The following is an 11,629-nucleotide window of genomic DNA, read 5'->3' as shown; positions in this document are numbered from 1 at the left end:
GTGGGTGGGTTCGTGGGTAACAAGGCGCCTTCTTGTGCGTCCCACCCGTCACCCCACCCCCATCGGGCACACTGATCTGATCCGCACCACGACCGGGGAGCCTGCCGTGACCACAGCAAGGGGAGAGCAGCCGCAACACGACGCCGGGGTCGACCCGTTGGTCTGCCTGCGCGAGCCCACGGACCCCGCCTGCGACGTCTTCCTCACGGGCACCGTCTTCCTCGACATCATCTTCACCGGCCTGGACAGCGCCCCCGTCCGCGGCACCGAGTCCTGGGCCCGGGGCATGGGCTCCAGCCCGGGCGGCGTCGCCAACATGGCCACCGCCCTCGCCCGCCTCGGCCTGCGGACCTCGCTCGCCGCGGCCTTCGGCGACGACCACTACGGCGAGTACTGCTGGGACGCCCTGGAGCAGGGCGAGGGCATCGACCTCTCGCTCTCCCGCACCGTCCCCGGCTGGCACTCCCCGGTCACCGTCTCCATGGCCTACGAGGGCGAGCGCACGATGGTCTCCCACGGCCACGAGGCCCCGCCGCTCGACGGCGCCCTGCCCGCCTACCCGCCGCACGCGCGCGCGGCCGTCGCCTCCCTCGTGCCCGGCCGCTCCGAGGACTGGGTCGCCCAGGCCGCCCGCGGCGGAGCCAAGGTCTTCGCCGACGTCGGCTGGGACGACACCGGCCGCTGGGACCTGGCCGGCCTCACCGACCTCCAGCACTGCGAGGCCTTCCTGCCGAACGCCGCCGAGGCGATGCGCTACACCCGCACCGACTGCCCCCGGGCCGCCGCCCGCGCCCTGGCCGACAAGGTCCGCTACGCCGTGGTCACGCTCGGCTCCGAGGGCGCCTACGCCGTCGACGGCGCCACCGGCGAGACCGCCGAGGTCCCCGCGATCCAGGTCTCCGCCCTCGACCCGACCGGCGCCGGGGACGTCTTCGTCGCCGGTTTCGTCACCGGCACCCTCGCCGACTGGCCGCTCGCCGACCGGCTCGCCTTCGCCGGGTTGACCGCCGCCCTCTCCGTTCAGGAGTTCGGCGGCTCGCTGTCCGCCCCGACCTGGGGCGAGATCGCCGCCTGGTGGCAGCACGTCCAGGGCCACGCCCGTCAGGACCCCGAGGCGCTGCGCGGCCGCTACGCCTTCCTGGAGCGGCTCCTGCCCGCCCCGGCCCGCCCGTGGCCGCTGCGCAGGGCCGTGCCGACGATCGGCTTCCGGGCCGCTCATTCGTAAACCCTTACGAGTCTGTCGGTGCCTGGTCGTAGGCTTGGTAGCCGAGAGGTTGTCGAGCAGCGAGAACCCTGCAACGGGAGGTATGCGCAGGCCACAGTGCCGGCCCATGACTCAGACACCCACAGCCCAGAACGGAGCGCCCCACGACGGGGCGCCTGGACAGGCCCGCGCCCACTTCACCGTCCCGGCGAAGCACCCCATGGTGACCATCCTCGGCTCCGGTGACTCCCTGCTCCGCGTGATCGAGCGGTCGTTCCCGCAGACCGACATCCACGTCCGGGGCAACCAGGTCAGCGCGGTCGGCGACGCGGTGGAAGTCGCCCTCATCCAGCGCCTGTTCGACGAGATGATGCTGGTGCTCCGCACCGGTCAGCCGATGACGGAGGACGCAGTGGAACGCTCGATCGCCATGCTCAGGGCGAGCGAGAACGGATCGGCGGAGGGCGGCGAGGAGACTCCCGCCGAGGTGCTCACGCAGAACATCCTCTCCAGCCGGGGTCGCACGATCCGTCCCAAGACGCTCAACCAGAAGCGGTACGTCGACGCGATCGACAAGCACACGATCGTCTTCGGCATCGGCCCCGCCGGCACCGGCAAGACCTATCTCGCCATGGCGAAGGCGGTCCAGGCCCTGCAGTCCAAGCAGGTCAACCGGATCATCCTGACCCGGCCCGCCGTCGAGGCGGGCGAGCGGCTCGGCTTCCTGCCCGGCACGCTCTACGAGAAGATCGACCCGTACCTGCGGCCGCTGTACGACGCCCTGCACGACATGCTCGACCCCGACTCGATCCCCAAGCTCATGGCGAGCGGGACGATCGAGGTCGCGCCCCTGGCGTACATGCGCGGACGGACGCTGAACGACGCGTTCATCATCCTCGACGAGGCGCAGAACACGAACCCCGAGCAGATGAAGATGTTCCTCACCCGCCTCGGCTTCGACTCGAAGATCGTCATCACCGGTGACGTCACCCAGGTCGACCTGCCGAACGGGACGAAGAGCGGCCTGCGGCAGGTCCGCGACATCCTCGACGGTGTCCCGGACGTCCACTTCTCGACGCTCACGTCGCAGGATGTCGTCCGGCACAAGCTCGTCGGCCGTATCGTCGACGCGTACGAGCAGTACGACAGCCGCAACGGGAAGTAGCAGAAACAGCACATGTCGATCGACGTCAACAACGAGTCCGGAACCGAGGTCGACGAGCAGGCGATCCTCGACATCGCCCGCTACGCGCTCGCGCGCATGCGCATCCACCCGCTCTCCGAGCTCTCGGTGATCGTCGTGGACGCGGAGGCGATGGAGCAGCTCCACATCCAGTGGATGGACCTGCCCGGCCCGACGGACGTCATGTCCTTCCCGATGGACGAGCTGCGCCCGCCGTCGAAGGACGACGAGGAGCCCCCGCAGGGGCTCCTCGGCGACATCGTGCTCTGCCCCGAGGTCGCCACCCAGCAGGGCAAGGACGCGCCGACGCAGCACTCCATGGACGAGGAGCTCCAGCTCCTCACCGTCCACGGGGTGCTGCACCTGCTCGGGTACGACCACGAGGAGCCGGACGAGAAGGCCGAGATGTTCGGCCTCCAGGCGGCGATCGTCGACGGCTGGCGCGCGGAGAAGGGCCTCACCGGCCCGTCCCCGGCTCCCACCGTCTCCTGACCCGATGGACGTTTCGCTGATCCTCGGCGCCGTCGCGCTGGTCATCGTGGCCTGGCTCGCCGCCTGCGCCGAGGCCGGTCTCGCCCGCGTCTCCAGCTTCCGCGCCGCCGAGGCCGTCCGGTCCGGGCGGCGCGGCGCCGAGAAGCTGGCCCAGGTCGCCTCCGACCCGACCCGCTATCTCAACGTGGCGCTGCTCGTCCGCGTCTCCTGCGAGATGGCGGCCGGCGTCCTCGTCACGTACGCCTGCCTGGAAGCCCTCCCGGAGACCTGGCAGGCGCTGCTCGTCGCGATCGCCGTCATGGTCCTCGTCTCGTACGTGGCCGTCGGCGTCTCGCCGCGCACCATCGGCCGCCAGCACCCGCTGAACACGGCGACCGCAGCCGCGTACGTGCTGCTGCCGCTGGCCCGGATCATGGGCCCGATCCCGCAGCTCCTCATCCTCATCGGCAACGCGCTGACCCCGGGCAAGGGCTTCCGCAAGGGCCCCTTCGCCTCCGAGGCCGAGCTGCGGGCCATGGTCGACCTCGCCGAGCAGGAGTCGCTCATCGAGGACGAGGAGCGCCGCATGGTGCACTCCGTCTTCGAGCTGGGCGACACCCTCGTCCGCGAGGTGATGGTGCCCCGCACCGATCTGATCTGCATCGAGCGGTACAAGACGATCCGTCAGGCCCTCACCCTCGCGCTGCGCTCCGGGTTCTCCCGGATCCCGGTCACCGGGGAGAACGAGGACGACATCGTCGGCATCGTCTACCTGAAGGACCTGGTCCGCAGGACCCACATCAACCGGGACTCCGAGGCCGACCTGGTGTCCACCGCGATGCGGCCCGCCGCCTTCGTGCCCGACACCAAGAACGCCGGTGACCTGCTGCGCGAGATGCAGCAGGAGCGCAACCACGTCGCCGTCGTCATCGACGAGTACGGCGGCACGGCCGGCATCGTCACCATCGAGGACATCCTGGAGGAGATCGTCGGCGAGATCACCGACGAGTACGACCGGGAGCTGCCGCCCGTCGAGGAGCTCGGCGAGGACCGCTACCGGGTCACCGCCCGCCTCGACATCGGCGACCTCGGCGAGCTGTACGGCTTCGGCCCCGACGAGTACGACGACGAGGACGTGGAGACCGTCGGCGGTCTGCTCGCCAAGGCGCTCGGCCGGGTCCCGATCTCCGGGGCCAAGGCGGTCGTGGAGCTGCCGGACGGCCGTTCGCTGCGACTGACGGCCGAGGCGCCCGCCGGCCGCCGGAACAAGATCGTCACCGTGCTCGTGGAACCGCTGGAACCGGAGGAGAAGCCGGAATGACCCCCGACGAGCTGCGCGCCTTCTGCCTGGACTTCAACGACGCCTCGGAGGAGTTCCCGTTCGGTCCGGACACCTCCGTCTTCAAGGTCGCCGGGAAGATGTTCGCGCTCTCGTGGCTCGACGGCCGTCCGCTGCGGGTCAATCTCAAGTGCGATCCGGACGAGGCGGTACGGCTCCGCGAGGAGCACCCCGCCGTCGCCCCCGGGTACCACATGAACAAGCGGCACTGGAACACCGTGACCGTCGCGGAGCTCCCGGACCGGATGGTCCGGGAGCTCGTCGAGGACTCGTACGACCTCGTCGTCGCCGGTCTCCCGAAGGCCGTACGGCTCCGCCTCGACCGGTCGTAGCCGAGGCCGTACGGTTCCGCCCCGACCGGCCGCAGGGGGACCTCAGGACCGGCGCCGCAGGCCGAGGGCGATCAGGGCCGCCGCGCCGACCACGATCGCCGCGTCCAGGGCGATGACCGTGCGGACCCCGGCGAAGAGGTCGGAGCCGGTGGTGGCGAGGACACCGAGCAGCGGGATGCCGACCGTCAGACCGACCTGCTGGGTGGTCGTGACCAGACCGGTCGCCAGCCCCTGCTCCTCGTCGCGTACGCCGGAGGTGACCGTCACGCCGTACGAGATGATCGCGCCGAGGTGCAGCATCGACGCCACCGAGACGGCCACGGTCGCCAGGACCGCGCCGGACTCCCGGCCGATGCCGAGCAGCGCGGCGGTCAGCAGGCCCTGGCCGAGCAGCGAGACCACCAGGGTGCGCTGGGCGCCGAACCGGCCGATCACCTTCGGGGTGACCATGCCGGCGAGGACCGAGAACGCGCCCTGGACGCCGAAGACGATGCCGGAGGCGAAGGCCGAGAGGCCGAGGGTCTCCTGCAGGTACAGGGTCAGCACGAAGACGATCGTCGACATCATCGAGAAGGTGACCAGACCGCCCAGGTTGCCGAAGGCGACGGTACGGCGGCGCAGCACCGGCAGCGAGACCAGCGGGGCCGGGTGCCGGGACTCGATCACCCCGAAGGCCACGAGCAGCAGCACGCCCAGGGCGAGGGCGACGGGGACGTCCACGCCGCCGAAGCCGCGCTCGGCCGCCGTCGTCAGGGCGTAGATCAGGGAGAGCAGCCCGCCGGTGACGGTCAGCGCGCCGGGCACGTCCAGGCGGGGCCGCTCGGGGGTGCGGGACTCGGGCAGCAGGCCCGGGGCGAGCGGCAGCACGATCAGCGTGAAGACGGCGAGCAGGGCCATCGTGGAGCGCCAGCCGAGGGTGTCGGTCATGACGCCGCCGAGCACCATGCCGATGGTGAAGCCGAGCGACATCAGGGTGCCGGAGATGCCGAGCGCCCTGGCCCGCAGCGGGCCTTCGGGGAAGGCGGTGGTGAGCAGCGCCATGCCGGTCGGCACGATCGCCGCCGCGCCGAGGCCCTGGAGGGCGCGGCCGGCGAGGAAGGAGCCCGGGCTCCAGGCGAGCGTGGCGAGCAGGGAGGCCGCGCCGAAGAGCACGAGACCGGAGAGGAAGAGCTTCTTGCGGCCGAAGAGGTCGCCGATCCGGCCGAAGAGCAGCAGGAAGCCGCCGGAGGGCAGGGCGAAGGCGGTGACCGCCCACTGGAGGCCGGAGGGGTCGAAGCGGAGGTCGGCGCCGAGGACGGGCAGAGCGACGTTCAGGACGGAGAAGTCGAGCGCCACCATGAACTGGGCGGCGCACAGGACGAAGAGGACGAGCCGGTCGCGGCGGGTGAGGGCCGGGGGAGCGGCGGGGGCCGTGGTGGTGGGGGTGGTGGGGTCGGTGGGGGATTCGGGCGGGGTGGTCGTCGTTGCCATGCGTCCACCTTCGGCGGACGGGAACAACGCTGGGGAGCGGGAACTTATCCTGTTGGTCGCACCACCAGGCACCGCCCGGCATCCACCATGCGTCCAGGGGGAGGAAGCACACGTGGCCACCGCTCTCGAGAGCGCCAGCGCGAAGCAGCACCGACTCGGCGAACTGCGCGAGTTCCTGATGAGCCGTCGGGCCCGGGTCAGCCCGGCCGAGGCGGGACTCCCGGACGGCGGCGCCCGCCGCCGCACCCCGGGCCTGCGCCGGGAGGAGGTCGCGGTCCTCGCGGGCGTCGGGGTCTCCTGGTACCAGTGGCTGGAGCAGGGCCGGGACATCACGGTCTCCCCGCAGGTCCTCGACTCGGTGGCGCGGGTGCTGCGGCTGAGCCCGGCGGAGCGCCGCCATCTGTACGTCCTGGCGGCGCTGAACCCGCCGGCGCTCGAACCGGCCCCGGAGGACCGGGACATGTGCCACGGGCTCCGGCGGCTCATCGACGCGTGGATGCCGTTCCCGGCGCACATCATGGACCAGTACTGGAACACGGTGATGTGGAACGACGCGGCGGCGATCGTGCTCGGGATGCGGCCGGAGATCGTGCAGAACTGCCTCGTCGCGTTCTTCACGGACCCGCTGTACCGCTCGCGGTCGACGCGCTGGGAGGAGCTCGCGCCGAAGGTCGTCGCCCAGTTCCGCTCGGCGTGCTCCGAGTGCCCGGACGACGAGGGCTTCCAGGCGGTGGTCGAGTCGGCCAAGGAGGCGAGCGCGGAGTTCGCGGAGCTGTGGGAGCGGCGGGACATCCTGCCGGGCGGCCAGAACCGCAAGGAGATGGAGCACCCGCTGGTCGGGACGCTGGTGGTCGAGGCGACCCAGCTCAGGGTCCCGGCCCGCCCGGATCTGGTCATCGTGATGCACACCCCGCTGCCGGAGGCGGACACGGCCGAGAAGCTGGAGTGGCTGGTGTCGCCGGAGGGGCGTCGCGGGGCGATGTACCCGGTCGCGGGCTGATCATCGTCGCGGACCTATGCTCGGTTCATGACACTCAGCAGCGAGCACGGCGACCTCGGCGCCGAGGACCTCAAGATCATCACCCTTGCGCGGAGCGCCCGCGCCCGTAACGGCGTGCCCGAGGGTGCGGCCGTACGGGACGAGACGGGCCGCACCTATGTGGCCGGCACCGTGGAGCTGGAGTCGCTCAAGCTGAGCGCGCTGCGGACCGCGGTCGCGATGGCCGTGGCCAGCGGGGCCCAGTCCCTGGAGGCGGCGGCCGTGGTGTCGAACGCCGAGGCGGCCTCGGACGAGGACCGCGCGGCGGTACGGGACCTCGGCGGCCCGGAGACCCCGGTGCTGCTCGCGGGTCCGGACGGACAGCTGCGGGTGGCCGTCACCGCGGGCTGAGCCCAGGGACGGGATCAGGGCGGCGGGGCCGGGCGACACGCCGGGCGCCGCCGCCCTTGTGTGTTTGTGAAGGATCACCGCATCTTCTCTTGCCTTCCCCGGCCGTCTGCGCGTCAATGACAGCGGTTCGTCCGACGGACCGTCAGATCTCCCGTCCTTCACGCAGTGTCCGCACCCCTGCGTTCGGTATCGAAAGGGGTTCGAACTCGCCATGAGAAGCAGAAGCACCTTAGGGACCGTCGCGGTACTCACCGGGGCGCTCGCCGCCGCCGGACTCGCCTTCGCCCCGACGGCCGGCGCCGTGTCGCCGGGCTCGGCGACGGCGACGTACGACTGCGGTACGTGGGGCAGCGGCACCGCCAACCTCACGGCCACCCAGAGCGGCACCGCCGCGACCATCACCCTCACCTCGGCCATCACGACGCCGGTCGGGGTCGGCGCCGACACGATCAGCTCGACCTTGACGATGGCCAAGGCCGGCGGTGGCACCCGGGTCTTCACCGGCAAGAAGAACCCGGCGCTCTCCGCCGGGCAGTCCGTCAAGATCGGCCCGCTCAGCGGGACCGTGGCCTCGGGTGACAGCCTCAACTCGTACTTCGCGGGGGTCGCCCTCAAGATGGTGATCTTCGGGGTCACGGTGAACTGCGACGCGGTGACCTCGCAGTCGCCGGGTCCGTTCGTCTTCAGCTGAGTCGCTCGGCTGAGCCCGTACCACCCTGACCGGTGTCGCCCTGGGCGGCACCGGTCTCCGTCGTGACCTGGGGAAATGCCCGGCATGTCGCGATCTTGACAGTATCTGATGGGTCATCAGTCGGTGGAATTCGATTCCATTGACTTCTCTCCGCCCGCAGCCGTCAATGGCGCCCACTCATCCCTCAGGAGGGGGCACACACATGGCACTCACCCGATCCCGGGCGGCGGCCCGAAGACGCCGCTGGACCGCCGTCCTCGGCGCCACCGCCCTCGCGGTCGCCGGCGGCGCGCTCGCCGCCCCGGCCGGCGCGACGACCACCTCGCAGTCGGTGGAATTCCAGACCCGCTGCGTCCCGCCGCCGGTCGCCCAGATCCCGCCGATCGAGGGCGCCACCACCGCCCAGATCACGGTCGACAAGACCAGCCCCAAGGTCGGCGAGACCGTCACGGTGACCTACACGGTCACCAAGCCCGCCGCGTCCAACCCGGTCGACCTGGCGCTCCCGGCCGACATCATGACGCCCAGCGGCAAGGTGGTCCTCGGCGGCGCCCAGACCGGCACGGTCACCGTCACCGGACCCAAGAAGAACCCGCCGGTCCCCGGCAAGGGCTCCTTCCCGGCCTTCTCGATGACGGGCACCTTCACCGCCACCGAGGCCGGCTCGATCACCCTCTCGCCCGGCGACTACAACATCCACACCAGCTACCTCATGGAGCTGGACACCCCCTGTACGGTGCTCAACCCGCCCGCCCCGGTCTCCGAGACGGTCGTCGCGAGCCCCGTGACCAGCCCCAACACGCGAACGCTCCAGCTCGACAACGCCTCCGGCGACCCGGGCGTCCGCGTCACCGTCACCGGCAGCAGGTTCACCCCGCTCACCGAGGTCACCGTCGTCGGCCGCGCCGGAGCGGCGGAGACCGCCGACAAGATGACCGTCACCACCGACAGCGAGGGCGGTTTCGCCGCGCGCCTCAAGGTCAACGACCCGGCGACCACCGGGATCGTGGCGTACGAGGGCACGGCCTGGGACCCCGACAAGGGCGCGGGCCCCGCCGCGTACAAGGTCGTCGTCCCGGCACCGCCGAACAGCCAGACGATCACCGCGGCCGTCACGGCGGGCGAGCTGTCCATGACCCAGGCCGGGGACGCCGTCCAGCTGTCCTCCGTCGACTTCGGCGCGGGCGGCGCGGCCAAGGGTGCGCTCCAGACGGTGACCGTCAAGGACTTCCGCGGCGGCCCCGCCGGCTGGTCCCTGACCGGCAAGGTCACCGACTTCACCGGCCCCGGCGGCGCCATCGGCGCCGGGAACCTCTCCTGGACCCCCGCCTGCACCGCCAAGGCCGGCAGCCCCAGCGCCTGCGCCGCAGGCTCCGCGGGACCGGTCGGCAGCGGCGGCGCGACCCTCGCCTCCACGCCGAACGGCACCCTCACGGGCGGCGAGTTCACCGTCGACGCGCAGCTCTCCCTCGACGTCCCGGCGTTCACCGCGCCCGGCTCGTACGCGGGCGTGCTCACGCTGACCCTGTCCTGACCGCTCGCGGGCCGGGCGCGCACCCGGCCGGCCCGCTCCGATCCGCACCCCGGGGGTCCGCACCGTGCGCAAGCTGTCCGCACTCCTCCTGAGCACCCTCCTCGCGCTCCTCGGCCTCGCACCGGGCGCGCAGGCCGCCGAGAACGGCGAGTGGGCCGTCTACCCGGCCGCCGCCGAGCTCGGCGGGCGCCCGTACTTCTACCTCTCCGCCGACCCCGGCACGACGCTCACCGACCGCGTCACCGTCGCCAACAAGACCGCCGCCCCGCTCACCTTCCGGCTGTACGGCGCCGACGCCTACAACACCGACCGCGACGGCGGCTTCGCCGTCCGCACCCGGAGCGAGCGGCAGACCGGCGCCGGCGCCTGGATCAAGCCCGAGCGGACCCGGATCACCGTCCCGCCCCGCTCCGCCGTCACCGTGCCGTACACGCTGACCGTCCCCGCCGACGCCGACCCCGGCGACCACCCCGGCGCCCTCGTCGCACTCGACGAGCGGATCGCCCGGGGCGGGAAGGGCTCCGTCGCCGTCGGCGTGCAGCGCGCGGTCGGCGCCCGCGTCTACCTCCGGGTCAACGGCCCGACCGTGCCCGCCCTCGCCGTCGAGGACGTCAGCCTCGACCAGGACCGGCCGCTGGTCCCCGGCACCCGCACGAGCAGCGCCCTCGTCTCGTACACCCTGCACAACCGGGGCAACATCACCCTCAACCCCAAGGTCGTCCTGAAGGCCGAGGGCCTCTTCGGCCGCACCCTCCTCGACCGCGACCTCGCGAAGGTCCCCGCCGAGCTGCTGCCCCGCCAGAAGATCCGGCTCACCGAGCGCTGGACCGGCTCCCCGCAGCTCGACTGGGGCGACGTCACCCTCACCGCCACCGCGAAGGACGTGAAGGAGACCGGCACCGTGTCCTTCCTCGCCGTGCCCTGGCTCGCCGCCGCGATCCTCGCCGTGGGCGGCGCGGCCGGGCTCTACGGCCTGCGGATACGCCGTCGCCGGGCACTGAGTACGTGACGCGGGCGCTCATCGGGGACAATGGCCCCCATGAGCGCTCGCAACCAAGAAACCGAAGCCGTCCACCGGGCCGGCTTCGCCTGCTTCGTCGGCCGCCCCAACGCGGGCAAGTCCACCCTCACGAACGCTCTGGTCGGCCAGAAGGTGGCCATCACCTCGAACCGGCCGCAGACCACCCGGCACACCGTCCGCGGCATCGTGCACCGCCCGGACGCCCAGCTGATCCTGGTCGACACCCCCGGCCTCCACAAGCCGCGCACCCTCCTCGGCGAGCGGCTCAACGACGTCGTGCGCACCACCTGGGCCGAGGTCGACGTGATCGGCTTCTGCCTGCCCGCCGACCAGAAGCTCGGCCCCGGCGACCGCTTCATCGCCAAGGAGCTCGCCGGGATCAAGAAGACGCCCAAGGTCGCGATCATCACCAAGACCGACCTGGTCGACTCCAAGACCCTCGCCGAGCAGCTCATCGCGATCGACCAGCTCGGCAAGGAGCTGGGCTTCGAGTGGGCGCAGATCGTGCCGGTCTCGGCCGTCGGCAACAAGCAGGTCCAGCTCGTCGCCGACCTGCTCATCCCGCTCCTGCCGGAGTCCCCGCCGCTCTACCCGGAGGGCGACCTCACGGACGAGCCGGAGCAGGTCATGGTCGCGGAGCTGATCCGCGAGGCCGCGCTCGAAGGCGTACGGGACGAGCTGCCGCACTCGATCGCGGTGGTCGTCGAGGAGATGATCCCGCGCGAGAACCGCCCGGCGGACCGGCCGCTGCTCGACATCCACGCGAACGTGTACATCGAGCGCCCCAGCCAGAAGGGCATCATCATCGGCCCGAAGGGCAGCCGCCTCAAGGAGGTCGGCATGAAGTCCCGCAAGCACATCGAGGCCCTCCTCGGCACCCCGGTCTTCCTCGACCTGCACGTGAAGGTCGCGAAGGACTGGCAGCGGGACCCGAAGCAGCTCAGGAAGCTCGGCTTCTAGTTTCCGATCTTCTGTGCGGCGTCCGGGGGCGCGT

The 11,629-nt window shown here is 71.7% G+C and carries 12 protein-coding genes; 11 read left to right on the top strand and 1 reads right to left on the bottom strand.

The window, feature by feature from the left end:
* Positions 1-106 precede the first annotated feature (106 nt).
* The 5 genes from AB5J54_RS13575 (at position 107) to AB5J54_RS13555 (ending at position 4,529) form a co-directional block, all read left to right on the top strand.
* Positions 107-1,225, top strand: a complete 1,119-nt coding sequence (locus tag AB5J54_RS13575) for a carbohydrate kinase family protein (protein WP_369144179.1) — start codon at positions 107-109, stop codon at positions 1,223-1,225.
* 106 nt (positions 1,226-1,331) lie between these two features.
* On the top strand, positions 1,332-2,369 hold the full coding sequence (locus tag AB5J54_RS13570; protein ID WP_369144178.1) for a PhoH family protein: 1,038 nt from the start codon (positions 1,332-1,334) through the stop codon (positions 2,367-2,369).
* A gap of 12 nt (positions 2,370-2,381) precedes the next feature.
* On the top strand, positions 2,382-2,879 hold the full coding sequence (gene ybeY / locus AB5J54_RS13565) for an rRNA maturation RNase YbeY (RefSeq protein ID WP_041129173.1): 498 nt from the start codon (positions 2,382-2,384) through the stop codon (positions 2,877-2,879).
* Positions 2,880-2,883: 4 nt separating this feature from the next.
* Positions 2,884-4,179, top strand: coding sequence for a hemolysin family protein (locus tag AB5J54_RS13560; RefSeq protein ID WP_369144177.1), 1,296 nt, complete (start codon positions 2,884-2,886; stop codon positions 4,177-4,179).
* A complete protein-coding gene (locus tag AB5J54_RS13555; protein WP_369144176.1) occupies positions 4,176-4,529 on the top strand; it encodes an MmcQ/YjbR family DNA-binding protein in 354 nt (117 codons plus the stop codon). The genes AB5J54_RS13560 and AB5J54_RS13555 overlap by 4 nt, the downstream gene beginning before the upstream one ends.
* Positions 4,530-4,571: 42 nt before the next feature.
* Here the strand turns inward: AB5J54_RS13555 and AB5J54_RS13550 are convergent, their stop codons facing one another.
* Complete coding sequence (locus AB5J54_RS13550) at positions 4,572-5,999, bottom strand: MFS transporter (RefSeq protein ID WP_369144175.1); 1,428 nt, start codon at positions 5,997-5,999, stop codon at positions 4,572-4,574.
* A 112-nt stretch (positions 6,000-6,111) separates the two neighbouring features.
* Here AB5J54_RS13550 and AB5J54_RS13545 point away from each other — a divergent pair, with 112 nt between their 5' ends.
* The 6 genes from AB5J54_RS13545 to era all read left to right on the top strand — a co-directional run bounded on the left by AB5J54_RS13545 (position 6,112) and on the right by era (position 11,595).
* A complete protein-coding gene (locus tag AB5J54_RS13545; RefSeq protein WP_369144174.1) occupies positions 6,112-6,999 on the top strand; it encodes a helix-turn-helix transcriptional regulator in 888 nt (295 codons plus the stop codon).
* A 27-nt stretch (positions 7,000-7,026) separates the two neighbouring features.
* Positions 7,027-7,389 carry a cytidine deaminase gene (locus AB5J54_RS13540; RefSeq protein ID WP_189801886.1) on the top strand — a complete coding sequence of 121 codons (363 nt, stop codon included), beginning with the start codon at positions 7,027-7,029 and terminating at the stop codon, positions 7,387-7,389.
* A gap of 211 nt (positions 7,390-7,600) precedes the next feature.
* Positions 7,601-8,080 (top strand): hypothetical protein, encoded by a 480-nt coding sequence (locus AB5J54_RS13535; protein ID WP_369144173.1) that lies wholly within the window; start codon positions 7,601-7,603, stop codon positions 8,078-8,080.
* A gap of 202 nt (positions 8,081-8,282) precedes the next feature.
* Positions 8,283-9,614 (top strand): beta-xylosidase, encoded by a 1,332-nt coding sequence (locus AB5J54_RS13530; RefSeq protein WP_369144172.1) that lies wholly within the window; start codon positions 8,283-8,285, stop codon positions 9,612-9,614.
* Between the two features lie 64 nt (positions 9,615-9,678).
* The gene (locus AB5J54_RS13525; RefSeq protein WP_369144171.1) at positions 9,679-10,623 is read left to right on the top strand and encodes a DUF916 domain-containing protein; all 945 of its coding nucleotides are present in this window, start codon (positions 9,679-9,681) and stop codon (positions 10,621-10,623) included.
* 30 nt (positions 10,624-10,653) lie between these two features.
* Positions 10,654-11,595 (top strand): GTPase Era, encoded by a 942-nt coding sequence (gene era / locus AB5J54_RS13520; RefSeq protein ID WP_030684806.1) that lies wholly within the window; start codon positions 10,654-10,656, stop codon positions 11,593-11,595.
* The last annotated feature ends 34 nt before the right edge of the window (positions 11,596-11,629 follow it).

The sequence above is a fragment of the Streptomyces sp. R44 genome (genome assembly GCF_041053105.1).
Classification (GTDB): Bacteria; Actinomycetota; Actinomycetes; order Streptomycetales; family Streptomycetaceae; genus Streptomyces.
This window is presented reverse-complemented; position numbering and strand designations above follow the sequence as displayed.

Bases quoted from the DNA above. Each gene is read 5' to 3' on its own strand.
- AB5J54_RS13560 (WP_369144177.1), top strand. From the start codon at position 2,884: ATGGACGTTTCGCTGATCCTCGGCGCCGTCGCGCTGGTCATCGTGGCC.
- AB5J54_RS13540 (WP_189801886.1), top strand. From the start codon at position 7,027: ATGACACTCAGCAGCGAGCACGGCGACCTCGGCGCCGAGGACCTCAAG.
- AB5J54_RS13535 (WP_369144173.1), top strand. From the start codon at position 7,601: ATGAGAAGCAGAAGCACCTTAGGGACCGTCGCGGTACTCACCGGGGCG.
- AB5J54_RS13570 (WP_369144178.1), top strand. From the start codon at position 1,332: ATGACTCAGACACCCACAGCCCAGAACGGAGCGCCCCACGACGGGGCG.
- ybeY (WP_041129173.1), top strand. From the start codon at position 2,382: ATGTCGATCGACGTCAACAACGAGTCCGGAACCGAGGTCGACGAGCAG.
- era (WP_030684806.1), top strand. From the start codon at position 10,654: ATGAGCGCTCGCAACCAAGAAACCGAAGCCGTCCACCGGGCCGGCTTC.
- AB5J54_RS13530 (WP_369144172.1), top strand. From the start codon at position 8,283: ATGGCACTCACCCGATCCCGGGCGGCGGCCCGAAGACGCCGCTGGACC.
- AB5J54_RS13555 (WP_369144176.1), top strand. From the start codon at position 4,176: ATGACCCCCGACGAGCTGCGCGCCTTCTGCCTGGACTTCAACGACGCC.
- AB5J54_RS13550 (WP_369144175.1), bottom strand. From the start codon at position 5,999: ATGGCAACGACGACCACCCCGCCCGAATCCCCCACCGACCCCACCACC.